This is a genomic window from Nonomuraea sp. NPDC049725 (assembly GCF_040674795.1).
Lineage (GTDB): Bacteria > Actinomycetota > Actinomycetes > Streptosporangiales > Streptosporangiaceae > Nonomuraea > Nonomuraea ceibae.
On sequence record NZ_JBFANJ010000001.1, the window covers coordinates 501,866 to 525,306 of the forward strand.

Genomic DNA, 23,441 nt, shown 5'->3' on the forward strand with positions numbered 1-23,441 from the left:
ACGTCCGGTGATCACAGTTGCTGGTGGCGGCGTCCTCGCCCGTTGGCCGGGCTCGCCTGGCGGATCAGGAGCTGGTCGAGCTTGGCGTTGACGGCGGCCAGCTCGCGCTTGACGGTTTCGAGCTCGGTCTGGGCCTGGGTCTCGGCCGGAGAGGGTTCGGCGTCGTTCATGGCGTTGACCACCACCGCGATGAACAGGTTCAGCGCGACGAACGTGGACATCAGGATGTAGGCGATGAAGAACATCCACGCCCAGGGCTTGTGCTCCATCACCTCCTGGGCCACGCTCCCCCAGTCGTCCCCGGTCATGATCTGGAACAGCGTGAACAACGACCGGGGCAGCTCGTCGAACCGCTCAGGCACGATGTCGCCGAACAGCGTCGTCGCGACCACGGCCGCGATGTAGATCATCAGCACCAGGAGGCCGATGATGGACGCCATCCCCGGGACCGCGGTCAGCAGGGCGTTCACCACGCGGCGCATGCTGGGCACCGCGGAGATCAGCCGGAGCGCGCGCAGGATCCGCAGGGCGCGCAGCACCGACAGGGGGCCGGTGGCGGGCACCAGGGCGACGACCACGATGATCGCGTCGAACCAGTTCCAGGGGTCGGACCAGAACTCGCGACGGTAGGCGTACAGGCGGGCCGCGATCTCCACGGTGAAGATCGCCAGAGCGAGCCGGTCGACGGCGTGCAGCAGGTCACCGGCCCGGTCCATGAGGTGCGAGCTGGTCTCCATGCCGATGGTGACCGAGTTGATCACGATCACCGCGATGATCGCGCGTTGCACAAGAGGGTTTTCCAAGACGATGCGTACGCGTTCTTGCCCGGGCACCTCGGCGACCGCTCCTCAGGAACGAAGTTTTCGATCATCGTAGAGGCGGGCCTCGCCGGGGTTCAGCAGCGAACGCTTGAGATGATGATCACACCCGGCGGCGGGTGTTTCTCCTGGTTGTCGGGGAAAGAGGCGTTTTACGGGCGGGCCTGCCCACGCCGGTTCCGGCCGGGTTCGACCAGATCGAAGGCGATGGTGATATCGGTGTCGGCCGACCCGGACACGTCCGGCGTCACCTCGCCCGGGCGGGCGCGATGAGTGTGGCGCTGGGCCTGCTGGCCATCTTCGTGCTCACCCTGGCCACCGGCTACTTCGTCGCCCAGGAGTTCGCCTACGTCAGCGCCGACCGGCTGATCCTGTCCCAGCAGGCCGCCGCGGGCGACAAGAAGGCGGCCAAGGCCGTCAAGGTGATGGAACGGCTGTCGTTCATGCTGTCGGGAGCGCAGCTCGGCATCACCGTCACCGCGCTCGTCGTCGGGTTCATCGCCCGCCCGGCCCTGGCGGAGCTGATCGCGCCCGCGCTGACCGCGCTCGGCATGCCCGCCGGGATGGTGGGGGCGGTGGCCCTGGCCGTCGGGTTCGCGCTGGCCACGATCATCCAGATGGTGCTCGGCGAGCTCGCCCCCAAGAACCTGGCCCTGGCCCGGCCGGAGCCGCTGGCCCGCGCGCTGGCCGCCTCCACGCTGGTCTACCTGGCGGTCGCGGGGCCGATCATCAAACTGTTCGACACCGCCGCCAACCGGCTGCTGCGCGCCGTCGGGATCGAGCCCGTCGAGGAGTTGCACCACGGCGCCACGCTGGAGGAGCTAGGCCACATCATCGGCGAGTCCGAGGCGCACGGCCACCTGCCCGGCAGCCAGGCCGACGTGCTGGAACGGGCGCTGGCCTTCTCCGACCACACCGCCGAGGAGGTGATGGTGCCGCGCGCCGACGTGGTCGCCGTGGCCGCCTCGGCGAGCGTCGCGGAGCTGGACGAGCTCATCGCCGTCCACGGCCACACCCACTACCCGGTGCTCGGCGCCACGCTCGACGACGTGACCGGGCTGGTCAGCCTGCGCGACGTGGCCGCGGTGCCCGCCGGGGCCGCCGCCGCCACCCGGGTCGGCGAGCTCGCCCGGGACGTCCTGGTCGTGCCGTTCTCGCTGCCGCTGCCCGACCTGGCCGCCCAGCTCCACGCCCGGGGCGAGGAGGTGGCCTGCGTGGTCGACGAGCACGGCGGCCTGGCCGGCCTCGTCACCTGGGAGGACGTCGCCGAAGAGCTCGTCGGCGAGATCGCCGACGAGGACGACGCCGACACCCCCTCAGCGGTACGGCACGGCGACGGCTGGGAGCTGGACGCCGGGCTGCGCATCGACGAGATCGCCCTGGCCACCGACCTGAACCTGCCCGACGAGGACGACTACGACACCCTCGCGGGGCTGATCCTGCACCGCCTGGGCCGCTTCGCCGCACCCGGCGACGTCATCACCGCTGCCCTGCCCGCCACCCTCGACCCCGCCGCGCCCACCCACGCCCGCATCGAGGTCCTGACGCTGGACCGGCACGTCCCCGAACGCGTCCGGCTCACCCCGTACCGGCACCTCGACGAAGCGGAGGAGCGGCCGTGAACCTGCCCCTGGGCCTGGCCCTCACCCTGTTCCTGCTCGGCGGCAACGGCTTCTTCGTCGCCGCCGAGTTCGCCCTCGTCGCGGCCAAGCGCCACCGCCTGGAGAAGGCCGCCGCGCAAGGCAGCAAGGCCGCCTCGGCCGCCCTGTCGGGCATCAAGGAACTGTCGCTCATGCTGGCCGGCGCCCAGCTCGGCATCACGCTGTGCTCGCTCGGCCTCGGCGTCGTCTCCGAACCGCTCATCGCCGGCACGCTCACCCCGCTGTTCCACACCCTCGGCCTGCCCGAGGCCGCCGCGCACGCGGTCGCCTTCGTCATCGCGCTGGCCGTCGTGACCTTCCTGCACATGGTGCTCGGCGAGATGGCGCCCAAGTCGTGGGCGATCGCGCACCCCGAACGCTCCGCCACCATCCTGGCGCTGCCCTTCCGCGCCTTCACCCTGGCGGTACGGCCGGTGATCAGCCTGCTCAACGCCATCAGCAACGCCCTGCTGCGCCTGTTCAAGGTGCACCCGCGCGAGGAGGGCGCCAACCCGCGCACACCTGAACAGTTGCGGCACCTGGTGGAGGAGTCACGCAGGCTCGGCCTCATCGAGGCCGACGACCACGCCGTGCTCAGCCAGGCCCTGCACGCCCCCGACGCCGCCATCGCCGCGCTCATCACCCCGCTCGACCGGGTCGTCACCGTCCCCGCCACCGCCTCGGCCCAGGACGTGATCGACGCCTGCCTCACCGCCAGACGCTCCCGCCTCGTCGTCGGCGACCCGGCGGCGCCGCTCGGCGTCGTCCACATCCGCGACGCCTACCTGGCCGCCCGCCGCGCCCGCACCGTCACCGCCGCGCACCTCGCCTACCGCCTGCCCGCCCTGCCCTCGGACGCCTCGGTGTCGGAGGCGGTCGCGGCACTGCGAGCCGCCCGCAGCCAGCTCGCGCTCATCCGCTCCGACGGCGCCGGCGGTGCTGGTGTCATGGGCATCGTGAGCCTGGACGACCTGCTCACCACCCTGCTCGTCCCGGACCCGGGGTCACCCGCGAGATAGCGGCTGAACCACCCACCCGTGAGCCAGGTTCGGAGCCCGGCGCCCGCAGATCAGGGATCCGATGTTGTCAGGGCAAGCACAGCACCTGCCGCCCTCCGCACGCCTTCAACATGCGCCGTTCGACGGCGCGTCTGCGCTCCTCTTCCAGGACGGCGACGTCCTGGTGCAGGATCTCGGAGGCGACGTCCGAGCAGGCGGCTCCGCGCCACAAGGCGACCGCCTTGTGCAACAGCGCCGCCTCCTGCTCGGGCGAGTCGGCCCGACCGGCCCGGCCCAGCAGGTGGCGGAACTCCAGCAGGTCCAGCCGGTCAGGGCCGAGCCGGATCTCGTAGCCTCCCGGCCACGTCCGGACGGCTGGAGGCCGAGTTCGGTCCCGTCCTCCCCCGGCACTGGCACGCGGTCGCGGACCGCCCCGGAACCTGGATACGTGCCTACGCCGGTCTCATGAACCGGCTGTGGAAGGAGTTCCGCCCAGTCTGGAAGAACGCCGACGCCCTCCTGCACAAGGAACAGGAGCGCATCGGCCTGGCCGTCGTGACGCGCAGCCTGCACGCTCTCCTCCCTGGGCTGAGCGGGCGGCTGACCTGCGACAGCGCCTCCATCCGGCTTCCGGACCAGCAGGGCAGATCCTTCGACCTCGCCGGCCGTCGCCTCACCTTCGTGCCCGTCGTCTCCGGCCACGGCGCCTGCCTGTTCTCCTTCGACCAGCCCGGCCCGGCGTGGATCGGCTACCCCCTGCCCGCCGTCGGCCTCCTGTGGTCCGGCCGCTCCAGCCCCGCCGCCCGCGACGACGCCGACAAGCTCGCTCTCGCTCTCGGTCACACCCGCGCCGCCATCCTGCGGCTGGCCGGGACCTCCATCCCCATCGGGAAGCTCGCCGCCCTGCTGGACTGCTCGCCCTCCACTGCCAGCTACCACTGCGACCAGCTCCAGGCCGCCGACCTGCTCAGCCGCGAGCGCCGCGGCCGCCACGTCCACATCAAGATCACGGCCAGGGGAGACGAGCTTCTCGCCGTCCTGGCCTGACCGCCGTGCCGAAAGGATCTCGCGTTGCCGTCTGTTCATCAGAAGGACCGGTCATGGGCCCCGCTGTGGCCCGCGTACGCCGCCGCCGGGTTCGTCGGCCTCTTCTGCGTGGCTGTGCTCGGCCTGGCCGCCGTCAACGCGGTCGTCGAAGGCGTCTGGCCCGAAGGAGACGGCTGGATCGCGCTGGGATCGGTGGGGTTGCGGATCCTCACGGTCGCGCTCGCGCTGGCCAGCGTCCGCCCGTGGGGCAGGCGGCTGCCCAGCCGGCTCGTGCTGGGCGGGCTGTGGGGCTCGGCCGCCGCCCAGTTCGTCTATCCGGTGCTGGAACTCGTGGTCAAGCTGCTCATTCTGGCGGGCGTCCCCATCGCGCTCGGCAAAGGCATCAGCAACATGTCCGCGACGGGTTGGTTCAACTTCGCCGCCGTCTGGGTCGTCTTCGGAGTTCCGGCCGTCTTTTTCGGGCTCGCGGCCGTGTCCTTTCAGCGCCGGATCGCGGCGTCCTCTCTCTTTGCGTGGCTGGGCATTCTTGGAGGAAGCGCGGCGCTGCTGTTGATCGGAATGCTCATCGGATAGCGGGCCGGCCATGACGCCGGGATACGGCTCGTCAGACGCCGAGGCGGCGGCGGATCTGGGCCGAGAGCTGGTCGACGGCGACGACGAGCACCATCACCACCAGCAGGTGGGTGACCATCTCGTCGAAGCGGAACAGCTTGATCGACTGGTTGACGAGGAAGCCGATGCCGCCCGCCCCGACCAGGCCGAGCACCAGGGACGAGCGGACGTTGACGTCGAAGCGGTACAGCAGCAGCCCGACGAACTGCGGGATCACGGCGGGCAGCACGGCGTGGGCGGCGACCTGGACACCGGAGGCGCCGCCGACGCGCAGGGCGTCGCGGGGGCCGAGGTCGATCTCCTCCATCGCCTCGGCCCAGAGCTTGCCCATCACCCCCGTGTTGTGGAAGATCAGCGCGAGCACGCCGGCGAACGGGCCGAGCCCCACGGCGGTGACGAAGATCAGGGCGAACACCACGTCGGGCACCGCGCGCAGGAACGACAGGATCGAGCGGGCGCCCTGGTAGACCCAGCGGTTGCGGGTCGTGGTCCGGGCCGCGAGCAGGGCCAGGACGAGCGCCGCCGGCACCGAGAGGGTGGTGCCGAGCAGGCCGATGGCGAGCGTGACGAGCGCCCCCTGGAGGCTGGGCAGCAGCACCTCGGTCCAGGACAGGTCGGGCGGCAGGGCCTGGCCGAGGAAGTCGGCCATGCCGCGCCAGCCCTGGACGAGCGCCGCCGGGGAGAACTCGGTGCCGTGCCAGGCCAGCACGTGGGCGGCCACCACGACCACGGTGACGGCCGCGGTCGCCGTGGTGATCGGCCGCCTTCGGGGCGGGGCGAGCGGGGTGGCCGGGGACTTCATCGGTGCTCCTGATGAACGACGTGCGAGGCGGGGGCGGGCGAGGCGGGGCGGCCGGCGTACAGGGTGTCGAGGTCGGCCTCGGTGATCTCGGAGGCGGGCGCGTCGATGACGGCCCGGCCGTGCAGCAGCCCGACCACCCGGTCGGCGTGGCGGCGGGCCAGCGCGGGCTGGTGCAGCACGGCGGCGACGGCCAGGCCCTCCTCGTGCGCGAGGTCGGCCAGCAGGGAGACGACCTGCTCGGCGGCGGCCGGGTCGAGGGCGGAGACGGGCTCGTCCGCGAGGATGATCCGGGCGCGCTGGCAGAGGGCGCGGGCGATCGCGACCCGTTGCTGCTGCCCGCCGGAGAGCCGGCCGGCCGGTTCGGCGGCGCGGTCGGCCATCCCGACCCGGTCCAGGCAGGCCATGGCCTCCTCGCGCAGCTCGCGCGGGAACAGGATCGGCGCGAGCGATCGGCGCAGCGGCAGCCGGCCGAGCGCGCCGGCGCAGACGTTGTCCAGGGCGCTGCGGCGGCGTACGAGGTGGATCTGCTGGAAGACCATGGCCGTCTGCTGCCGCAGCCGGTTGCTCTCGGCGTCGTGGCCGGAGCCGAGGGTCCGGCCGTGGACGGCGATGGCGCCCGCGTCGGGGGTCTCCAGGCCGACGAGGCAGCGCAGCGCGGTGGACTTGCCGCATCCGTTGGCGCCGAGCAGCGCGAGGAACTGTCCGGATTCGACCCGCAGGTCCAGGTCGTCCAGTACGGTCCTGCCGTCGAAGGACTTGGTCAGCCCCCGTACCACGAGCGCGGCCGGCGGGCCGGTCACTGCCGTCCGGAGGGGAGGCGGCGGGGCGTCGGCGGGCCTCATGGTCAGACGTCCTCCTCGGTCAGGTTCAGCTCGGCGGCCAGGTCGAACAGCGGCTGGTACGTGTCCTTCGTCACGGCGACGAGCGGCCCGGGCGGGTCGACGTCGAGGAACGCGCCGACCTGGGCGACGTCGGCGGGGCCGAGCTCCAGCAGCGCCTTGGTGACCGCTTCGCGGAAGGCCGGGTCGGCCTTGCCGGAGACGGTGATGGGGTCGTTCGGGATGGGGGCGGAGGTCCAGATCTGCCGGAAGCCGTCGGGCTTGAACGTGCCGGCGGCCTGCGCGGAGGCGAGCTGCTGGCTGTTGATCTCGGCGGCGTCGACCTTGCCGTTGACGAGCGCGAGCAGCGCCTCGGGGTGGCCTCCGGCGTAGTCGATCTTCACGGACGACTCGGCCACGCCGTCGGTCTTGAGCGCGTACCGGGGCAGCGCGTCACCCGAGGTCGATCCCGGGCTGGACAGCGCGATGGACTTGCCCGCCAGGTCCTTGACGGAGGTGATGGGCGAGTCGGCGCGCACCCAGATGCCGGCGGTGTAGGTGGTCAGGGCGCCCTTCGCGTCGGCGAACGAGGCGACGGGCCGCGCGTCCGCCATCGTGCTGGCGAAGACGTACCCGAGCGGCCCGAACTGGGCCAGTTCGAGCTGCCCGTTGCGCATCGCCAGCACCTCGGCGGAGTAGTCGTCGACGATCTTCAGCTCGACGGGGCAGTTCAGCTTGCGCTGGAGGGCGTCGGCGAGGACCTGGTAGGCGGGCTTGAGCTTGGCGGGGTCCTCGTAGGGCTCGATGCCGAAACGGATCCTGCCGCCGGGGCAGGTGGCGCCGCCGGCTTCGGCTCCGGTCTCGGCGCCGCCGCAGCCGGCCAGCAGCAGGAGCGGGGCCGCCGCCACGGCGGCCAGGAGGCGTCGTGCGCGCATGGGGATCTCTCCTCGGAAGGTGTGGTGGTGTGTCGGAGGGGTGGTCAGTCGAGCAGGTCGTCGAGGACCTCGGGGGCCAGGCCCAGGGCGGTGGTCATGCCGATGCCGGACGTGACCGCGACCACGCGCACGCCGGGCATGGGGGCGGCGATCAGGAACGGCTCGGGGGCGGAGGAGTAGACGCCGCGCCAGCGCTCGCGGACCGTCAGCCGGTCGGCGCCCAGCAGCCGCCCGGTCTCGGCCAGGACGTGCCGGTCGAGCTCGTCGGCCTGGAACGGGTCGAACGTGTCGCCGTAGGCGTGGGTGTCGCCGACGATCAGATCGCCGTCCGGGCGCTGGGTGAACATCAGGTTCAGGCCGATGCCGACCAGGTCCGGGTGCTCGGCCTCCAGCCGCGCCCGTACGGCGGCCACGCCGGGGCAGGCGGTGAAGCCGCCGTAGCGCAGGAGCGAGAAGCCCGACAGCACCGCGGGGTCCACCGTCCGGCCGTACGGGTCGGCCACCCGCAGCATGTGCAGCGCGCAGCGGCGCAGCCCGAACTGCGCGGCGAGGCCGGGGAAGTGCCGGTCCACGTGGTGGCCCACGGCGAAGACCACCCGGCCCGCTCCGACGCGGCCCCGGCTGGTGACGACCGCGCCCGGCTCCACGAGGTGGACGGAGGTGGCCCAGTGGAAGCGCACGCCCTGGCCGGCCAGCCAGTCCGCGATCGCGTGGACGGCCTGGCGGGGGTCGACGCGGATGTCCAGCGGCAGCCAGGCGCCGCCGACCACGCCGGGGCCCACCGGCACCCGTTCGGCCACCTGCCCCGCGTCGAGCAGGACGGCGTGGCCGTCGCGGGCGGCGGCGAACTCCTCCAGCACCGCGTACTCGTCGTCGGCCCTGGCCACGACGACGGTGCCGGCGTCGCGCAGCCAGAGCCCCGTCTCCTTGGCCAGCCGCAGCCAGGCGGCCCTGGCCGTGGTCCCGTAGCGGAGGGCGTCGCCGTCCTGGGCGGTGAAGCAGCCGTGCCCGAAGTTGCGGACGGACGCGCCGACGGCCCGCCCGTCGCGTTCGACGACGACGACGGACAGTCCCCGGCGTACGGCGTCCACGGCGTGGGCCAGTCCGACGATGCCCGCGCCGACGACGACGACATCGGCCGAGTCGAGCAAACTTGTCATGACAAGCAAGGTGCCGAGCCTGCCCGACAGGTGTCAACAGGTGCCGAACACATGTCGCCGCCTGTTCATCTGGACGCCATCTATGCAGGTGAGGCCGTCATTGAAGGGTTTGCGCGACCGCCGCCCTCCTGTATGGTCAAGTCGCATGGACGGGCCTCTTCACGAACGTGTCGCAGCGGATCTGCGGCGTCGCATCCGGTCGGGCGACCTGCCGGTGGGCGCCGCCGTTCCCTCCGAGTCCCAGCTGTGCGAGCAGTGGGGAGCCTCGCGGGGGCCGATCCGGCAGGCGCTGGCCACGCTCCGGTCCGAAGGGCTGATCGGCGGCGGCCGGGGCAAACCGCCCGTGGTGCGCACCCGGACGATGCCCCAGCCGTTCGAGACGTTCCTGTCGTTCTCGCGGTGGGCCGAGCAGATGGGCCACCAGCCCGGCCAGCGGACGCTGGAGATCAGCCGGCGCCCGGCCTCCGCCGAGGCGGCCGACGCGCTGGCCGTGGACGAGGGCGAACCGGTCGTTCAGCTGCTGCGCCTGCGGCTGCTGGACGGCGTGCCCACGATGATCGAACGGACCACGTTCGTGTGGGACGCGGGCCGGTGGCTCTTCGACTTCGACTGCGACAGCGGCTCGGTCCTGGCGTACCTGACCGGGCGCGGGGTGGACCTGAGCAGGGCCCGCCACATGATCGACGCGATCGTGGCGGACGAGACCGACGCCGAGCTGCTGACCGTCTCCCCCGGCGCGGCCCTGCTCCGCGAACGCCGCCGCACCTCCTCGGCCGACGGCCGGCCCGTCGAGTACTCCGACGACCGCTACCGTCCCGACCTCGTCTCCTTCACCATCGACAACTCCCAGCAGGCCCGCCCGGCACTGCTGCGCAGCCCCCTTGGAGAGCTACCGTGATCGAACTGGCGGTCCTGGACATCGCCGGCACCACCGTCGAGGAGCACGGCGCCGTCTACGTCGCCCTCGAACAGGCCGTCCGCGCGGCGGGCGGCGACCCGGCCGCCGACGACATCCGGCGCTGGATGGGCGCCGGCAAGCGCGAGGCGATCAGCGCCCTGCTGGGAAAGCCCCCGGCCGAGGTCACGGAGGCCGCCTTCGCCGACTTCCGCGAACGGCTGCGCGCCGCCTACGCCGACCGTCCGCCGACGCCCCTGCCCGGCGTTCCCGAGGCGATCACGACGCTGCGCGCCTCCGGCGTCAAGGTGGCGCTCACCACCGGGTTCGACCGTGAGGTGACCGGCGCCCTGCTGTCCGCGATCGGCTGGGACACCGGGTTCCTCGACGCGGTGGTGTGCGTCGACGACGTCCCCGCCGGGCGCCCGGCACCGTACATGATCTTCCGGGCGATGGAGGCGACCGGCGTCCACGACGTCGGCCGGGTCCTCACGGCCGGCGACACCACCCGTGACCTTCAGGCGGGCGCCAACGCGGGCGCCGCGATCGTGGCCGGCGTCCTGACCGGCAGCCAGGACGCCGCCACGCTCGGCGCCGTCCGCCACACCCACCTGCTGCCCGGCGTGGCGGCCATCCCGGGGCTGCTCTCCCTGACCTCCGCCTGAGCTCGCCCGCTACCCGGCCCAGAACGCGCACCGGTGGGCGGCGGCGAGGTCGATCGGCCCTGTCGGGTCGGGCGCGAGCGCCAGCGACTGCGTGCCGGGGCGGGCAGGGGCGAAGGTCCGCCAGCGGGGCAGGCCGGGGGCGTTGGGGTCGCCGGTGCGGGCGAACGCCGTCCAGTAGCGGATCATGGTGGTGGACAGCTGTCGCCGGCGGGCGTCGAGGCCGGGGCCGGGGAAGAGGTAGGCCAGTTCAGCGCCGTGGGCCGCCCCGAGCGGGAAGTCCGAGCCCGGGATCTCGGTCACGACGTCGTCCCCGGCGAACTCGTACGCGTACGTGCGGACCCGCTGGGCGAGGCTCCGGTTCCGCTCGTACGTCGGGCAGGCGAACACCACGTCGGTGGTGAGCGCCGCCCAGGCGAGCCCCGGGGAGGCGTACCGCGTGAGGGGGTAGCGGCGGGCGACGCGTTCTGCGCGCTCGCCGAACGCGTGCCGCAGCAGCTCGGCGTACGTCCGGGCGGTGATCGGGGTGCCGGGCAGCTCGTAGAACAGGGCGACCATGTAGCGCATCTCGTCGCGTGTCGTGCCCGAGATGACCGGGACGCGGTGGAACGCGCCGGTGGCCAGGGCGCGCTCGGGGTCCCGCGGGAGCACCGGGCTGCCGACGGCCGGGGTGATGAACTGGTCGTGCAGAGGCAGCAGGCGCTCGGCGGGCACCTGGCGCAGGCAGGCGAGGGCGGTCGCCGCGTCGGCGCAGCCCAGCCGGGCGGCGAGGCGGGCGCCGTCGGCCTGCCGGTCGGCGACGGACGGCCACTGGCGGAACGCTGGCACGCCGGGGAACATGGCCCCGGCCGGCACCGAACCGGTGCAGGGAGCGCTCTGCATGATCGCACGGTGGAAGAGCCCGGCCGCTCGCGGTGACGCGAGGTGCGCGCAGACGCTCTTGCCCCCGGCCGACTCGCCGAACAGCGTGACGTTGCCCGGATCGCCGCCGAACGCGGTGGCGTTACGGCGCACCCAGCGCAGCGCGGCCTGCTGGTCCTCCAGGGCGAAGCCGCCCGAGCCGGCCAGGCCCGGGTGGACGAACAGCCCGAAGACGCCCAGCCGGTAGTTGACGGTGACGACGATGACGTTCCCGGTCGTGGCCAGGCGGCGGGCGTCGAAGTCACTGCCGGCGCCCTCGACGAATCCGCCGCCGTGCAGCCATACCATCACCGGCTTGCGCCCGCCGGGGGCCTCGGGGACGGTGACGTTGAGGTGGAGGCAGTCCTCCGACGTGCCGGCCGGCTGTCCCGGGGCCGGTGCGGGCTGGGCGCAGCGCGGGCCCGGCCGGGTGGCGTCCCGGACCCCGGGCCACGGCCGGGCGGGCGCGGGAGAGCGCCAGCGCCGGTCGCCCGTGGGAGCGGCGGCGTAGGGAATGCCGTGAAACACCCGGTGGTCGGTGGCTTGTACGCCTTTCACCCAGCCGAGATCCGTGCGGACCACGGCGTCCTCCTGAGGGGCGGCCGCGGCGGCCGGGGCCGCGAACAGGTGCGCCACGCAGGCGGCCAGCGCCGCCCAGCTTCGCCCCTTCACGCGCGGCGGCCGATCAGCCGGGCCGCCGCGACCAGGGCGAGGCCGAGCAGGCCCACGGCCGCGCCGGTCCATGTCGGCAGGTCGATCGTGCGCTCGGCGACGGCCAGCAGCCCCCAGTCGCTCCCCCACAGCCACCGGGTCAGGGCGTTGCCGAAGCCCTGGATCATCAGCACCACACCCGCGATCATCATGACGCCTCACCCTCCATCATCAAATCAATACGTCTGTACGGTATTGTGGGCCGCGAGGACAGCAAAAACAAGTCACCCGTACTGAAATAGTGGAGTCGGTCGTGGGCAAGGGCAGTCGTACGCGGGGGTTGGGCGCGCGGCACGAGGAGCGGCGGCGGCAGATCGCGGAGGCGCTGCTCGCGATGATCAACCTCCACGGGCTCGACGCGGTGAACCTGCGCGACGTGGCGGCCAGGGCGGAGGTCTCGCTGGGCGCCGTCCAGCACTACTTCCGCAGCAAGGACGAGATGCTGCTGTTCGCCCTCGACTACATCAGCGAGCGCGGGACCGAGCGCGTACGGCAGAGCCTCGGCCAGGAAGGGCAGCCACCACGCGCGGCGCTGCGCCGCATCCTGGCCGAACTGGTGCCCGCCGACGACCAGCGCCGCGCCGAACTGCGCATCGCGACCGCGTTCACCGCCCGCTCACTGGTGAGCCCCGAGCTCGCCGGCCACCTGCGCGCGGGCTACGACTCCCTGCACGACGTGCTGGCCCTGCTGATCCGCCACGCCCAGGACGCCGGCGAGGCGCCCGCCGACCTGGATCCCGGACGGGCGGCGGCGGCGCTGTTCGCGCTGGCCGACGGCCTCGGCACGCACGTCCTCATCGGGCACGGCACCCCGGAGACGGCACTCGCCGTCCTGGACGAGCACCTCGACCGGCTCTTCGCCACCGCGCCCTGAGCCGGCCTACCCGGCGGGCTTACGCAACCGCCTGGGCGCGGTGGCCAGGCGGCGGACGTCGTCCTCAGTGCTCAACGTCGCCTCCAGTCGCGGCGGTGGTCCCGTGGCCGTGCTCCCAGGCCCAGGCGGCGATGCCCACGCGGTTGCGCACCCCGAGCTTCCGCTGGACGTTGGCCACGTGGGTCTTGGCCGTGCCGGCCGAGATGAACAGCTCGGCGCCGATCTCCGGGTTGGACCTGCCCGCGGCGACCAGCTTGACGATCTCCAGCTCGCGGTCGCTCAGCGGCTGCTCGCCCGGCACGCCGGTGCGCGCGGGCGACGGCGTGAGGTGGCGCAGCAACCGCACGGTCACCGAGGGGCTGATCAGGGCGTCGCCCGCCGCCGCCGCTCTGACGCCCTCGACGAGGAGCGCCGGTCCCGCGTGCTTGAGCAGGAACCCGCAGGCTCCGGCGCGGAGCGCGGCGTGCACGTACTCGTCGAGGTCGTAGGTGGTCACGACGATCACCCGCATCGGCGACGGCGTCTCGGGACCGGCCAGGCGGCGGGTGAGTTCGAGGCCGTCCATGCGCGGCATGCGGATGTCGGCGACGACCACGTCCGGCCGGAGCTCGGCGGCGAGGTCGAGCGCGGTCACGCCGTCCGGCGCCTCGCCCACCACCTCCAGGTCCGGCTGGGCGCCGAGGATCGTGCGGAAGCCGCGCCGGACGGCCGGCTGGTCGTCGGCGACCAGGACCCTGATCGTCATGGGAACACCGCCTTCACGACCCAGCCGCCGCCGGCGGCGCGGCCCGAGGTGAACTCGCCGCCCAGCGCCCCCACCCGCTCGGCCAGCCCGACTAGGCCGACACCGGCGCGTTCGGCGGACTGCAGACGCGGCAGGGCCTGGTCGCGCGCGTGGTCGGCCACAGTCACGACGACCGCCCCGGTCTCGTCGCTCACCCGGATGGCGACGCTCGACCCGGCAGGCGCGTGCTTCCTGACGTTGGTGAGCGCCTCGACGACGATGCGGTAGATCGTGGTCGCGACCTCGCGCGGCACCGGGCCTGACGGTTCTATCCGCATGTCGGTGTCGGGGAAGCCCGCGTCGGCGAAACGCCGTACCAGGTCGGGCAGGCCGTCGAGGCCGGGCAGCGGCTCGGCGGAGGCGCCCTCGCCCTCCAGCTCGCGCAGCATGCGCACGGTCCGGTCCATCGACGCGAGCGCCCGCGCGCCGTCCTCCTCGATCGCCCGCAGCGCCGCCGCGGCCTCGGCCGGATCGCGGTCGAGCAGGATCTGGGCCGCCTGAGCCTGGATGACCATGGCGCTGACGTCGTGGGCGACGAAGTCGTGCAGGTCGCGGGCCAGTTGCAGGCGCTGGGTGCGGCGGGCCTGCCTGACCGCCTCGACCCGGCGCCGGTCGAGGGCGCGGAGATAGGCGCCGAGCCCTGTCGCGCCCGCCGTGCCGACGGACCAGAAGAGGGTGACGGCGACCGCCTCCAGGCCCGAAGGGGGCGGGTGCATGATCTGCAACGCCAGCAGCGCTTCGGAGATCGCCGCCACCCCCACCGCCGGGACCGCCTGCCGCACGGGGGCCCAGCGCACGGTCAGCGTGACGAGCGTGAGCACGGCGACCGTGTGGACGTACGTCGACGGGCCGCCGGCGATGCCGGGGGTGATGCCGGGGGCGACCAGCCAGGCGAGCGTGCACGTCGCGCCGATCACGCCGACGGCCGCCGTGACCGCCGCGAGGAAGGGGCGTGCCCTCGGCCACCAGACCAGCGACATGGCCACGGCCGCGAGCATCGCGGGCCCGACGACGAGCGGGCTCGGCAGCGGCCGGATGGCGAGTGTGAGCGCGAGCGAGCCGGCCACCACCAGCCCGCCTGCGAGGAGTCTCATGGCGGCACCCTAGGGCAGGGATCGCGCCGGCGAATCGGCCGATCGGCAGATGTCTTCCTCCTCGGGTGAGCGCAGTCTGGGTCCTGATCGAGCGGCGACGAAACGGAAGAGACCCAGGATGCGAACGCCCAGCTTGCTGCACACAGCTCCCGCCACCAGCGACACCGAACGGCCCGTCCCGCGCTGGGCGCTGCGTGCCGCCTACGCGCTGCCCTGGCTGCTGCTGCCCTCGTGCCTGTGGAGACTGCCGTTCGCCTTCCACTTCGAGATGGGCCAGATCGACAACGCGCCCGTGGCGCCGTTGTGGATCACGATCCCGTACGTCTTCGGGCTCAGCGTGCTCACCGAAGCGGCGGCGCTGCTCAGCATCGGTCTGGTGCGCCGGTGGGGCGAGGTGGCCCCGAGCTGGATCCCGGTCATCGGCGGCCGGCGCGTGCCGCCGATGGCGGCGCTCGTCCCCGCCGTGGCCGGCGGGCTGGTGATGACCGCGGTCTCGGTGCTGATGGTCCTCACCTGGGCCGGCGCCTCCAGCGGCATGGCGTACGAGAACGGCTGGTGGCGCGCGCTGGCCGTCGTGTGCATCTCGCCGGTCGCGCTCTGGGGCCCGACGGTGCTCGCCCTGGCCTACGCCTACCACCGGCGCCGCCGTCACGCCTGAGACCTCGGACTCTTGTCACCATGCCGACGATCCGCCATGATTGCCAGCATTGCGCTATTGCGAATTACTTGCAATAAGGATGCGGGGGAGTCGACATGGTGAACCGGACGCTGCTCGGCCTGATCCGTCCGGGCCGCCGCTGGCTGGCCCTGGCCGTGCTGGCCGGCGTGCTGGTGTCGGCCACCTACGCCGGACAGAGCCTGCTCCTGACCGCCGCCGTGGCCCAGGGCATCGGCGGCGACCTCACAGCGGCGGTCCTGGCCGGCTGCGGCGCCCTGGCGCTGGTCGCGGTCCGGGCCCTGCTGGTGTGGGCCCGTGAGGTCGCCTCCGCACGGGGCGCGGAGGACGTGAAGGCGGCGCTGCGCGACCGGCTCTACCGCCACCTGCTCACGCTCGGCCCCGGGTACGTCTCCGAGGCGCGCACGGGCGGCGTGCTCACCACCCTGGTCGACAGCGTCGAGGCGATCGACCGCTACGTCGGGGTGTTCCTGCCGCAGGTGCTCATCTCGGTGCTCGGCGGCCTGGGCATCGTCGCCGTGCTCGCCTGGATCGACCCCGCCGTGGCGGTACTCGTCGCCGTCACGGCGGTGCTGGCCGCCGCCGCGCCGAGGCTGATGCGCCGCCGGATGCGGGACGGGCTCACCTCGTTCTTCACGGGGTGGAAGGGGCTGAGCGCCGACTACCTCGACGCGGTGCAGGGACTGCCCACGCTCAAGGCGGTCGGCGCCGACGAGCGCTTCGGCGCGGGGCTGTCGGCCAAGGCGTGGGCGTTTTACCGGGACTCGCTGCGGTTCACGGTCGTCTCCACCGTCTCGGCGGGCTTCGTCGGCTTCTTCGCCGCGCTCGGCACGGCCGCCGCCGTCGGGCTCGGCGCCTGGCAGTACGCCTCGGGCGCGCTGTCGCTGACGTCGGTGTTCGCCGTGCTGCTGCTGTCGCGGGAGGCGTTCCGGCCGGTCACCGACCTGATGACGGCCTTCCACGCCGGTCAGGGCGCGCTGCCCGCCGCGCACGGCATCGCCGGGCTGCTCGCCGCCCGCCCGGCAGTCGCCGACACCGGCGCCGCGAGCCTGCCCGGCACGCCGCCTGAGGTCACCTTCGAGGACGTCACCTTCACCTATCCCGGCCGCGACCGCCCCGCCCTGGACGGAGTCTCCCTGCGGCTGGCCGCCGGCCGCACCACCGCCGTGGTCGGGCCCTCGGGGGCGGGCAAGAGCACGCTGATCCGGCTGCTGCTGCGACACGCCGATCCGACGGGCGGCAGGGTGCTGTTCGACGGGGTGGACTTGCGGGACGTCGCGCTTTCCGAGCTGCGGTCGAACGTGGCGCTGGTCTCGCAGGAGGTCTACCTGTTCCACGGCACGGTCGCCGACAACATCGCCTACGGGCGGGCGGGCGTGAGCCGTGCCGAGATCGAACGGGCGGCGCGGGCCGCGCACGCGCACGCGTTCGTCGCCGAACTGCCCGACGGCTACGACACCATGATCGGGGAACGGGGAGTCCGGCTGTCCGGCGGCCAGCGCCAGCGCCTGGCCATCGCCCGCGCCCTGCTCGCCGACGCGCCGCTGCTGATCCTCGACGAGGCCACCTCCAGCGTGGACGTCGCCGCCGAGCGCGCGGTGGTCGAGGCCCTGGAGCGCGTCCGCGCCGACCGCACCGTGCTGGTGATCGCCCACCGGCTGTCCACCGTCGCGGACGCCGACCACGTCGTCGTCCTCAGCGAGGGCCAGGTGGCCGAGTCGGCCGCTCCTGGCGAACTGCTCACCGCCGGCGGCGCCTACGCCCGCCTGGTCGCCCGCCAGCAGGAAGGAGCGGCATGACCACCGCCGTCACCCCCGTACAGCCCGAGTCCCGCACGCCCGCGGAGCCCGCCTCCGTCCGGCGCGGCGCGCTGCTCTCCCTGCTGCGTCCCCAGCGGGGCCGTCTGGCCGCCGCGATCGGCTGCGGGCTGCTCGACCAGGGCTTCGCGCTCGCGGCGGCCCTGCTCGGCGCCGCCCTCGTCGGCCGGGCCCTGAACGGCGAGAGCGCCGGCGCCCTCGCGCCCGGGCTGATCCTGCTCGCGGCGCTCGTCCTGCCCAAGGTGCTGGCCGCGTGGGCCGAGTCCTACCTCGCCCACGACCTGGCCTTCCGGGTGCTGGCGGAGCTGCGCGACCGCTGCTATCGCAAGCTGGCCGCGCTGACCCCCGGCTACCTGCTGCGCCGCCGCTCCGGCGACATCGGCGCGACCGCGATGGCCGACGTGGAGATCCTCGAACTGTTCTTCGCCCACAGCCTCACCCCGCTCGTCGTGGCCGCGTCCGTACCACCGGCCTGCCTGGTGGCGGCCTTCTGGCTGCATCCGCTGGTCGGCGCGGCGCTGCTGCCGGCCGTGGTGGCGATGGCCACGGTGCCGTTCTGGCTGCGGCGGCGCTCGGCGGCGCAGGCCGAGCGGATGCGGGAGGCGGCGGGCGAGGCCGCCTCCGAGGCCGTGGACGCCGTGCAAGGGCTGTCCGAGACGCTCGTCTTCGGCCGCCAGGAGCACCAGGCCGCCCGGTTGAACGCCGCGACCGGACGCCTCAACCGCGCGTCGAGAGCGCATCGTTCGCGCGGCGGGGTGGAGAAGGCCGCCGGCGACGCCATCGCCGCCGTCGGCCTGATCGCCGTCCTGCTGGTGGCGCTGTCCCTGGTGAACGCCGGCTCCTTGGCCGCCGACCAGGTCGTGATCGTCGCCGTGCTCGGCGGCTTCGCCTTCCTGCCGCTGATGTCGCTGGTCGACACCTGGCGGGAGCTGTCCACGATCCGCGCCGCCGCCGCCCGCCTGCTGCGCATCCTCGACGCGCCGCCGGACGTCGTCGAGCAGGCCGCCCGGCCGGTGGCCCGGATCGAGCCCGAGGTGACGTTCGACCAGGTCACCTTCCGCTACGGCCCCGGCCTTCCCGACGCCGTGAGCGAAGTCTCCTTCACCATCCCGGCCGGGCGGACGGTCGCCCTGGCCGGACACTCCGGCGCGGGCAAGAGCACCTGCGCCTCGCTGCTGCTGCGCCACTGGGACGCCACGGCCGGCTCGGTGCGGATCGGCGGCCACGACCTCCGCGACCTGCCCTTCGACCAGCTCCGCTCGACCGTGGTCGCGGTGCCGCAGGACACGTACCTGTTCGCCATGAGCGTCCGGGACAACCTCCGGCTGGCCCGCCCCGACGCCACGGACGCCGAGGTGGAGCAGGCCGCGCGCACCGCCTGCGCGCACGACTTCGTCACGGCCCTGCCCGACGGGTACGACACCCTCGTCGGGGAGCGCGGCGCCCACCTGTCGGGCGGGCAGCGCCAGCGGCTCGCCATCGCCCGCGCCCTGCTCACCAGGGCGCCCGTCCTGGTGCTGGACGAGGCCGTCTCGAACCTGGACGCCGACAGCGAGGCCGCCATCGACGAGGCGCTGCGCGCGGCCGGGGGCCGGCACACGACCCTCGTCGTCGCCCACCGCCCCTCCACCCTGCGCACGGCGGACACGGTGGTGCTGATGAACGCCGGCCGCGTGGTGGACATCGGCCACCACGACGACCTGCTGACCCGATCCCCCGAATACCGCCGCCTGCTCTCACGCTGAATCGGTTAGCCTCCGGGGCATGAAAAAGCTGCTTGAGATAATCGGCGCGTTATTGGCCATTCAAGGATTGGCCGGTCTGGTGCACGAATGGATCGGGTGGTTTCGCCTCTGGGTTGTCGTGCCCTACCTCGAATTCCTGGAGGGCTACGAGATCCTGGCCAATATCGGTCTCGTCATTCTCGGGCTCCTCGTGATGACCGCGTCGGGCGCCGTCAAGAAATAGGGTCGTTCCGCGGCGGCATTTTCCGGGTGGCTCATAGTCCTTGTTTGCCGGTGGCCCAGTACGGCTTGGTGGTGATGGCGCGGCGGGGCAGGATTCCGTGGTCGACGAGCGTGCGGCGCTGGCGCTGGAGCGATTGGGCATGGCCGAGGAGCAGCGCGCCGTCGACGTGGGCGAGTTCGCCGTCCTCGGCGGCGTGTTCGAGCCAGTCCTGGAGCGCGTCACCCGGGGCCGGTCCGGCGGGCAGGAAGCGGTAGCGGGGACGGGGTCCGGCGAGGGGTCGCACGGCGTCGGGGGGCACTTCGACGACGACGAGGTCCTCCGTGCCGGCGTAGGCGTCGATGGTGCCGAGGGTGCAGCCGTCGCCGAGGAAGAGGCGTGGGGCTCCGTGCTCGTACAGGGGCCGGTGTCGTCCGGTCAGCACGGTGAACTCGGCGCCGGCGCGCAGGCCGAGGATCCAGCGGGTGCCGGGACCGTCGGCGCTGGTGGCGGCCAGGACGGTGACGTGCTCGGGGTCGTGGGCGCATACGGTCCGCACGGAGTAGCGGCGGCCCTGGGTGGGGGTGGCGCGGACCTGGATCTCGTGGCCGGGCTGCCAGCCGCCGGGCGGAGCTTCGGCGCGCAGGTCCACCTCGACGAACCCCGGGGCGGGTTCGGCCAGGCCGAGAACGCGTGCGCGGCGGCCCATGACGGTTTCGGCGAGCCTGCCGATGAACGTCGGTGCCTGCGGCATGGGTGTCCTCCTGGGATTCGCAGCACACTACACCGTGCAGTGTAGCTCCACACTGTACGGTGTAGTGTGGGGCTGTGGAAAACGCCATGAGGCCGGGCAAGCAGGTACGCGAAGGTGACCAGGAGAAGCGGGCGGCGATCATCTCCGCCGCACGTGAGCTGTTCGCCCGCCAGGGGGTGGACAGCGTGAGCATGGACGCCGTGGCGGCCCGCGCCGGGGTTTCCAAGCGCACCGTCTACGACTACTTCGGCGACAAGAACCGCTTGTTCCTGGCCATCCTGGCCGAGACCTCCGACAAGCTGAACGCCTCGATCCAGCGCGCCCTGGATCAGCACCTCCCCGGGGACGGGACCATCACCACGGTCCCCGCGCTGCAAGAGGCGATCACCGCGCTCGTCGTCGAGCTCGGCCGGACGCTGGTCGGCTCCCCCGACTACGCCGCCGCGTTCGCGCTCGTCGCCCAGCGACGCTGGCGGGAGCCGGGCAGCCAGGACGACGTCGTGACCGGGTCCGCCGAAGACGCCCTGGCCGACCGTCTCGCCCACTTCGCGAAGGCGGGGCTCCTCGACACCGACGATCCGCGGACGGCCGCCGGCCACCTCTCCGCCCTGACGATCCTGCTGGCGTACAACGACCAGCCCGACCCGGCCACCGCCGACCCCGAGCGCATCCACAGGATCATGACCTCAGGCGCCCATGCCTTCATCCGCGCGTACGCCACGCGCTAGGACCGCTTGAGCGCGCGGGCGCGGACGGCGGCGAGCATGACGCGGCGGACGAATCCGCTCCCCAGCCGGATCACCACCCAGTACCGCAGGAACGCCCGGCGCGCGTCCGGGCTGGTCGCCTGGATGCGGGTCTCGGTGACGAGCCGGGTCCGGCCGTCGCCGGCGTCCTCCAGCAGGAAACTGAACGTGGCCTTCGCGTAGCCGGGCCGGTCGAAGGCGCGGAAGGCGTCGAGCCCGTCGACGGAGCCGACGTTCTGCGCCCGGCCCAGCCGCCACCACTGGCCGATCACGCCCTGGACCACCTCGCGGCCGGGGTCCTCGGCGAGGGGGATGAAGTCGGGTATGTCGCGTTGGGCATGCCCGTTCCGTACGCGAGAGAGCAGGTTGCGGGCGGCGAACAGCGGCTTGGCGAGGCGCAGGTCCGTGGCCTTCACGTTGCCGATGGCCTCCCAGACCCGGGACGGGGGCGCGTCGATCACGATCGAGTGGCGTTCGGCGGCGTCGGGTGCGGGCATGAGGCGGTGGGCGAGCGTGGGCGTGCCACTCTTTACGGAACGCGAAGTATCGGAACTCATAGTTCCTTATCATGGAACCCGTCTCCACCCAGGCGCAATGTCGGCTGCGCCACATTACGGGTACACCGGTTCCGTAATAGGCTGGGGCTCATGAGCCAACCACTGGGCCGCCCTCGGGAGGGCCGGGTCGACCAGGCCATCGCCACGGCGGCGCGCGCCCTCCTGGCCGAACAGGGCTATGCCCAGCTCACGGTGGACGCGGTGGCCACCCGCGCCGGGGTGGGCAAGGCCGCGATCTACCGCCGGTACGCCACCAAACAGGAGATGATCTTCGCGGCGGTCATGCACGACCTGGAGCTGACCGCTCCCCCGGACACCGGCTCCCTGGCCGGCGACCTGGCCGCGGTCACCCGCGACATCGTCGCCAACCTCGCCACGCCCCCGCCAGGAGTGATCCCCGGCCTGCTCGCCGACGTGCACGCCGACGGGGCCCTGGCCGCCAGGTTCGCCACCGGCTTCGTCACCGCCGAACGCACCTGCATCACCGAGATCCTGGACCGGGCGGTCACCCGCGGCGAACTCCCCCGCCGCCCCGACCCCGCCGTGGCCCACGCACTGCTCCTCGGCCCCGTCTTCGCCTGGCTGTTCCTCCTGATGGAGAACCGGGACACGCTCCCGGCCCTCGCCGAGACGGTCGCCGCCACCGTCGCCCAGGCACTCCGCGACGCCGAGCCCCCGTAAGGGGTTGCTACCGGTGTGCGAGGAGGACGGCGTGGTGATCGGTCCCGGCCGGGCCGTCCGGATCGGCGTGGACTGTCGCCGCGCGCAGCCTCGGCAGTTCGTGGATCAGCCGGTGCTCGGCCTCCACGGCGACGCCGTGCGCCTCAATGAGCGAGGCGTCATGACGTACCCCGATCTCGACCTCGGCCCGCAGCGCGTGACCGACCCAGCGCAGCCGCACCGCCCCGACGCGCTCCACGCCCGGGACCGCCGCCAGGATGTCCTCCGCCCGGCTGATCAGCTCCGGGTCGACCGCGTCCATCAGCCGGTGGTAGATCTCGCGGGCGGCGTCGCGCAGCACGAAGCAGATCGCCACGGTGATCAGCAGGCCCACGATCGGGTCGGCCAGCGGGAACCCGAGCGCCGCCCCGCCCGCCCCCAGCAGCACGGCCAGCGAGGTGAAGCCGTCGGTGCGGGCGTGCAGGCCGTCGGCCACCAGCGCCGCCGAGCCGATCTCCCGGCCCACCCTGATCCGGTAGCGGGCGACCCACTCGTTGCCCAGGAACCCGACCACACCGGCGGCGGCCACCAGGCCCAGCGCCCGCATGTCCGCCGGGTCGATCAGGCGCTTGACGGCCTCGTATCCGGCCAGCGCCGCCGAGGCTCCGATCAGCAGCACGATGACGACCCCGGCCAGGTCCTCCGCCCTGCCGTAGCCGTAGGTGAAGCGGCGGGTGGCCGCCCGGCGGCCCAGGGAGAAGGCGATCGCCAGCGGCACCGCGGTCAGCGCGTCGGCGAAGTTGTGCAGCGTGTCGCCCAGCAGCGCCACCGACCCGGACAGCGACACGATCACCGCCTGGACGAGCGCGGTGGCGATCAACGCGGCGAACGAGATGCCCAGGACGCGCATGCCCCGGTTGCTGGACTCCAGCGCGGTGTCCGTCTTGTCCGCACTGTCGTGGCTGTGCGGGGTGACCAGGTGACGGGCCTTCGCCACCAGCCTCCTGAACCCGCGCTGATGCCCGTGCCCATGCCCGTGCCCATGCCCGTGCTGGGGGGACGTTGGATGCGCCATTCGCGTGCCTCACTTGCCTGCGACCCGTTTCGGCGGATTATATGTAGTCATGTACGCACGCGACAACGAATCAGGTGCGACCCCTGCGCAGGAACAACCCACGGGCGCGCAGGTGGAGGCCGCGGTGGAGGCGTTCCGCATGCTCAGCGACGCCACCCGGCTCCGGCTGATGTGGCTGCTGTCGACCGGCGAGTTCGACGTCGGCTCGCTGGCCGCCTCGATCGGCGTGGCCCGGCCCTCGGTCTCCCAGCACCTGGCCAAGCTCCGCCTCGCCGGGCTCGTGCAGACCCGGCGTGACGGCCGCCGCGTGCTGTACCGGGCCCGCGACGCGCACGTCCGCGCCCTGATCGGCGAGGCGCTCTTCCACGCCGATCACGAGGTCTCCGGCATCCCCCGCCACGACTGACGCCCACCACGGGCGACGGCTGGTGCGGAGATCAGGCGAGCGCCTTCGCCGGGATC

General features: G+C 73.1%; 28 protein-coding genes. 15 read left to right on the top strand and 13 right to left on the bottom strand.

Going from position 1 to position 23,441, the window contains the following annotated elements:
* Nucleotides 1–11: 11 nt before the first annotated feature.
* Nucleotides 12–788, bottom strand: coding sequence for an ion transporter (locus AB0J53_RS02605; protein ID WP_364168054.1), 777 nt, complete (start codon nt 786–788; stop codon nt 12–14).
* Between AB0J53_RS02605 and AB0J53_RS02610 the strand changes: the two genes are divergently transcribed.
* From AB0J53_RS02610 to AB0J53_RS02620, 3 genes are read left to right on the top strand one after another with little or no spacing between them, the layout of a single operon-like run.
* Entirely contained in the window at nt 783–1,091 is a 309-nt protein-coding gene (locus AB0J53_RS02610) for a hypothetical protein (protein WP_364168056.1), read from the top strand. The genes AB0J53_RS02605 and AB0J53_RS02610 overlap by 6 nt on opposite strands.
* A complete protein-coding gene (locus tag AB0J53_RS02615; RefSeq protein WP_364168058.1) occupies nt 1,088–2,440 on the top strand; it encodes a hemolysin family protein in 1,353 nt (450 codons plus the stop codon). The genes AB0J53_RS02610 and AB0J53_RS02615 overlap by 4 nt, the downstream gene beginning before the upstream one ends.
* The gene (locus AB0J53_RS02620) at nt 2,437–3,477 is read left to right on the top strand and encodes a hemolysin family protein (protein ID WP_364168060.1); all 1,041 of its coding nucleotides are present in this window, start codon (nt 2,437–2,439) and stop codon (nt 3,475–3,477) included. The genes AB0J53_RS02615 and AB0J53_RS02620 overlap by 4 nt, the downstream gene beginning before the upstream one ends.
* A gap of 67 nt (nt 3,478–3,544) precedes the next feature.
* Here AB0J53_RS02620 and AB0J53_RS02625 read toward each other — a convergent pair whose 3' ends face one another.
* The gene (locus AB0J53_RS02625; RefSeq protein ID WP_364168545.1) at nt 3,545–3,802 is read right to left on the bottom strand and encodes a BTAD domain-containing putative transcriptional regulator; all 258 of its coding nucleotides are present in this window, start codon (nt 3,800–3,802) and stop codon (nt 3,545–3,547) included.
* Between the two features lie 119 nt (nt 3,803–3,921).
* On the opposite strand from AB0J53_RS02625, the gene AB0J53_RS02630 reads away from it, so the two are divergent.
* Both AB0J53_RS02630 and AB0J53_RS02635 read left to right on the top strand, forming a co-directional pair.
* The gene (locus AB0J53_RS02630) at nt 3,922–4,503 is read left to right on the top strand and encodes a winged helix-turn-helix domain-containing protein (RefSeq protein WP_364168062.1); all 582 of its coding nucleotides are present in this window, start codon (nt 3,922–3,924) and stop codon (nt 4,501–4,503) included.
* A gap of 24 nt (nt 4,504–4,527) precedes the next feature.
* Nucleotides 4,528–5,076, top strand: coding sequence for a hypothetical protein (locus tag AB0J53_RS02635; protein WP_364168064.1), 549 nt, complete (start codon nt 4,528–4,530; stop codon nt 5,074–5,076).
* A gap of 31 nt (nt 5,077–5,107) precedes the next feature.
* Here the strand turns inward: AB0J53_RS02635 and phnE are convergent, their stop codons facing one another.
* Genes phnE through AB0J53_RS02655 form a run of 4 tightly spaced genes read right to left on the bottom strand, consistent with a single transcriptional unit; the run spans nt 5,108 to nt 8,830 of the window.
* Nucleotides 5,108–5,917: a phosphonate ABC transporter, permease protein PhnE gene (phnE, locus tag AB0J53_RS02640; protein ID WP_364168066.1), complete on the bottom strand. Its 810-nt coding sequence runs from the start codon at nt 5,915–5,917 to the stop codon at nt 5,108–5,110.
* Nucleotides 5,914–6,759 carry a phosphonate ABC transporter ATP-binding protein gene (locus AB0J53_RS02645; RefSeq protein ID WP_364168068.1) on the bottom strand — a complete coding sequence of 282 codons (846 nt, stop codon included), beginning with the start codon at nt 6,757–6,759 and terminating at the stop codon, nt 5,914–5,916. The genes phnE and AB0J53_RS02645 overlap by 4 nt, the downstream gene beginning before the upstream one ends.
* 2 nt (nt 6,760–6,761) lie before the next feature.
* On the bottom strand, nt 6,762–7,670 hold the full coding sequence (locus tag AB0J53_RS02650; protein WP_219499176.1) for a phosphate/phosphite/phosphonate ABC transporter substrate-binding protein: 909 nt from the start codon (nt 7,668–7,670) through the stop codon (nt 6,762–6,764).
* Between the two features lie 44 nt (nt 7,671–7,714).
* On the bottom strand, nt 7,715–8,830 hold the full coding sequence (locus AB0J53_RS02655) for a TIGR03364 family FAD-dependent oxidoreductase (RefSeq protein WP_364168070.1): 1,116 nt from the start codon (nt 8,828–8,830) through the stop codon (nt 7,715–7,717).
* A gap of 145 nt (nt 8,831–8,975) precedes the next feature.
* On the opposite strand from AB0J53_RS02655, the gene AB0J53_RS02660 reads away from it, so the two are divergent.
* Nucleotides 8,976–9,728, top strand: a complete 753-nt coding sequence (locus AB0J53_RS02660) for a GntR family transcriptional regulator (protein ID WP_219499170.1) — start codon at nt 8,976–8,978, stop codon at nt 9,726–9,728.
* On the top strand, nt 9,725–10,390 hold the full coding sequence (locus AB0J53_RS02665; RefSeq protein WP_364168073.1) for a phosphonatase-like hydrolase: 666 nt from the start codon (nt 9,725–9,727) through the stop codon (nt 10,388–10,390). The genes AB0J53_RS02660 and AB0J53_RS02665 overlap by 4 nt, the downstream gene beginning before the upstream one ends.
* A gap of 9 nt (nt 10,391–10,399) precedes the next feature.
* On the opposite strand, the gene AB0J53_RS02670 is transcribed toward AB0J53_RS02665, so the two are convergent.
* Both AB0J53_RS02670 and AB0J53_RS02675 read right to left on the bottom strand, forming a co-directional pair.
* Nucleotides 10,400–11,959 (bottom strand): carboxylesterase family protein, encoded by a 1,560-nt coding sequence (locus AB0J53_RS02670; RefSeq protein WP_364168074.1) that lies wholly within the window; start codon nt 11,957–11,959, stop codon nt 10,400–10,402.
* Complete coding sequence (locus AB0J53_RS02675) at nt 11,956–12,150, bottom strand: hypothetical protein (RefSeq protein WP_364168076.1); 195 nt, start codon at nt 12,148–12,150, stop codon at nt 11,956–11,958. Before AB0J53_RS02675 ends, AB0J53_RS02670 begins: the two co-directional genes overlap by 4 nt.
* 101 nt (nt 12,151–12,251) lie before the next feature.
* Between AB0J53_RS02675 and AB0J53_RS02680 the strand changes: the two genes are divergently transcribed.
* On the top strand, nt 12,252–12,872 hold the full coding sequence (locus AB0J53_RS02680) for a TetR family transcriptional regulator C-terminal domain-containing protein (protein ID WP_364168079.1): 621 nt from the start codon (nt 12,252–12,254) through the stop codon (nt 12,870–12,872).
* Between the two features lie 64 nt (nt 12,873–12,936).
* Here AB0J53_RS02680 and AB0J53_RS02685 read toward each other — a convergent pair whose 3' ends face one another.
* Entirely contained in the window at nt 12,937–13,617 is a 681-nt protein-coding gene (locus tag AB0J53_RS02685; RefSeq protein WP_364168081.1) for a response regulator transcription factor, read from the bottom strand.
* On the bottom strand, nt 13,614–14,750 hold the full coding sequence (locus tag AB0J53_RS02690; RefSeq protein ID WP_364168082.1) for a histidine kinase: 1,137 nt from the start codon (nt 14,748–14,750) through the stop codon (nt 13,614–13,616). Before AB0J53_RS02690 ends, AB0J53_RS02685 begins: the two co-directional genes overlap by 4 nt.
* A gap of 118 nt (nt 14,751–14,868) precedes the next feature.
* Here AB0J53_RS02690 and AB0J53_RS02695 point away from each other — a divergent pair, with 118 nt between their 5' ends.
* The 4 genes from AB0J53_RS02695 (at nt 14,869) to AB0J53_RS02710 (ending at nt 19,211) form a co-directional block, all read left to right on the top strand.
* Nucleotides 14,869–15,408: a hypothetical protein gene (locus AB0J53_RS02695; protein ID WP_364168084.1), complete on the top strand. Its 540-nt coding sequence runs from the start codon at nt 14,869–14,871 to the stop codon at nt 15,406–15,408.
* Nucleotides 15,409–15,503: 95 nt separating this feature from the next.
* Nucleotides 15,504–17,225 (top strand): ABC transporter ATP-binding protein, encoded by a 1,722-nt coding sequence (locus AB0J53_RS02700; protein ID WP_364168086.1) that lies wholly within the window; start codon nt 15,504–15,506, stop codon nt 17,223–17,225.
* Complete coding sequence (locus AB0J53_RS02705) at nt 17,222–18,988, top strand: ABC transporter ATP-binding protein (protein WP_364168088.1); 1,767 nt, start codon at nt 17,222–17,224, stop codon at nt 18,986–18,988. Before AB0J53_RS02700 ends, AB0J53_RS02705 begins: the two co-directional genes overlap by 4 nt.
* Before the next feature lie 19 nt (nt 18,989–19,007).
* Nucleotides 19,008–19,211, top strand: a complete 204-nt coding sequence (locus tag AB0J53_RS02710; protein ID WP_357584892.1) for a hypothetical protein — start codon at nt 19,008–19,010, stop codon at nt 19,209–19,211.
* Nucleotides 19,212–19,242: 31 nt separating this feature from the next.
* On the opposite strand, the gene AB0J53_RS02715 is transcribed toward AB0J53_RS02710, so the two are convergent.
* Nucleotides 19,243–19,941, bottom strand: coding sequence for a hypothetical protein (locus AB0J53_RS02715; RefSeq protein ID WP_364168090.1), 699 nt, complete (start codon nt 19,939–19,941; stop codon nt 19,243–19,245).
* Nucleotides 19,942–20,015: 74 nt separating this feature from the next.
* On the opposite strand from AB0J53_RS02715, the gene AB0J53_RS02720 reads away from it, so the two are divergent.
* Nucleotides 20,016–20,669 (top strand): TetR/AcrR family transcriptional regulator, encoded by a 654-nt coding sequence (locus AB0J53_RS02720; RefSeq protein ID WP_364168092.1) that lies wholly within the window; start codon nt 20,016–20,018, stop codon nt 20,667–20,669.
* On the opposite strand, the gene AB0J53_RS02725 is transcribed toward AB0J53_RS02720, so the two are convergent.
* Nucleotides 20,666–21,184 carry a hypothetical protein gene (locus AB0J53_RS02725; RefSeq protein WP_364168094.1) on the bottom strand — a complete coding sequence of 173 codons (519 nt, stop codon included), beginning with the start codon at nt 21,182–21,184 and terminating at the stop codon, nt 20,666–20,668. The two genes, AB0J53_RS02720 and AB0J53_RS02725, sit on opposite strands and share 4 nt — an antisense overlap.
* Nucleotides 21,185–21,334: 150 nt before the next feature.
* On the opposite strand from AB0J53_RS02725, the gene AB0J53_RS02730 reads away from it, so the two are divergent.
* Nucleotides 21,335–21,925: a TetR/AcrR family transcriptional regulator gene (locus tag AB0J53_RS02730; protein ID WP_364168096.1), complete on the top strand. Its 591-nt coding sequence runs from the start codon at nt 21,335–21,337 to the stop codon at nt 21,923–21,925.
* Nucleotides 21,926–21,932: 7 nt separating this feature from the next.
* On the opposite strand, the gene AB0J53_RS02735 is transcribed toward AB0J53_RS02730, so the two are convergent.
* Entirely contained in the window at nt 21,933–22,901 is a 969-nt protein-coding gene (locus AB0J53_RS02735; protein WP_308125568.1) for a cation diffusion facilitator family transporter, read from the bottom strand.
* A gap of 127 nt (nt 22,902–23,028) precedes the next feature.
* On the opposite strand from AB0J53_RS02735, the gene AB0J53_RS02740 reads away from it, so the two are divergent.
* Nucleotides 23,029–23,385: a metalloregulator ArsR/SmtB family transcription factor gene (locus tag AB0J53_RS02740; protein WP_219499127.1), complete on the top strand. Its 357-nt coding sequence runs from the start codon at nt 23,029–23,031 to the stop codon at nt 23,383–23,385.
* The last annotated feature ends 56 nt before the right edge of the window (nt 23,386–23,441 follow it).

Excerpts from the sequence above, each read along its gene's own strand:
- AB0J53_RS02690 (WP_364168082.1), bottom strand. The coding sequence starts at position 14,750 with ATGAGACTCCTCGCAGGCGGGCTGGTGGTGGCCGGCTCGCTCGCGCTC.
- AB0J53_RS02725 (WP_364168094.1), bottom strand. The coding sequence starts at position 21,184 with ATGCCCGCACCCGACGCCGCCGAACGCCACTCGATCGTGATCGACGCG.
- AB0J53_RS02715 (WP_364168090.1), bottom strand. The coding sequence starts at position 19,941 with ATGCCGCAGGCACCGACGTTCATCGGCAGGCTCGCCGAAACCGTCATG.
- AB0J53_RS02660 (WP_219499170.1), top strand. The coding sequence starts at position 8,976 with ATGGACGGGCCTCTTCACGAACGTGTCGCAGCGGATCTGCGGCGTCGC.
- AB0J53_RS02740 (WP_219499127.1), top strand. The coding sequence starts at position 23,029 with ATGTACGCACGCGACAACGAATCAGGTGCGACCCCTGCGCAGGAACAA.
- AB0J53_RS02685 (WP_364168081.1), bottom strand. The coding sequence starts at position 13,617 with ATGACGATCAGGGTCCTGGTCGCCGACGACCAGCCGGCCGTCCGGCGC.
- AB0J53_RS02655 (WP_364168070.1), bottom strand. The coding sequence starts at position 8,830 with ATGACAAGTTTGCTCGACTCGGCCGATGTCGTCGTCGTCGGCGCGGGC.
- AB0J53_RS02675 (WP_364168076.1), bottom strand. The coding sequence starts at position 12,150 with ATGATGATCGCGGGTGTGGTGCTGATGATCCAGGGCTTCGGCAACGCC.
- AB0J53_RS02630 (WP_364168062.1), top strand. The coding sequence starts at position 3,922 with ATGAACCGGCTGTGGAAGGAGTTCCGCCCAGTCTGGAAGAACGCCGAC.
- AB0J53_RS02695 (WP_364168084.1), top strand. The coding sequence starts at position 14,869 with ATGCGAACGCCCAGCTTGCTGCACACAGCTCCCGCCACCAGCGACACC.
- AB0J53_RS02650 (WP_219499176.1), bottom strand. The coding sequence starts at position 7,670 with ATGCGCGCACGACGCCTCCTGGCCGCCGTGGCGGCGGCCCCGCTCCTG.
- AB0J53_RS02710 (WP_357584892.1), top strand. The coding sequence starts at position 19,008 with ATGAAAAAGCTGCTTGAGATAATCGGCGCGTTATTGGCCATTCAAGGA.
- phnE (WP_364168066.1), bottom strand. The coding sequence starts at position 5,917 with ATGAAGTCCCCGGCCACCCCGCTCGCCCCGCCCCGAAGGCGGCCGATC.
- AB0J53_RS02730 (WP_364168096.1), top strand. The coding sequence starts at position 21,335 with ATGAGCCAACCACTGGGCCGCCCTCGGGAGGGCCGGGTCGACCAGGCC.
- AB0J53_RS02615 (WP_364168058.1), top strand. The coding sequence starts at position 1,088 with ATGAGTGTGGCGCTGGGCCTGCTGGCCATCTTCGTGCTCACCCTGGCC.
- AB0J53_RS02645 (WP_364168068.1), bottom strand. The coding sequence starts at position 6,759 with ATGAGGCCCGCCGACGCCCCGCCGCCTCCCCTCCGGACGGCAGTGACC.
- AB0J53_RS02700 (WP_364168086.1), top strand. The coding sequence starts at position 15,504 with ATGGTGAACCGGACGCTGCTCGGCCTGATCCGTCCGGGCCGCCGCTGG.
- AB0J53_RS02705 (WP_364168088.1), top strand. The coding sequence starts at position 17,222 with ATGACCACCGCCGTCACCCCCGTACAGCCCGAGTCCCGCACGCCCGCG.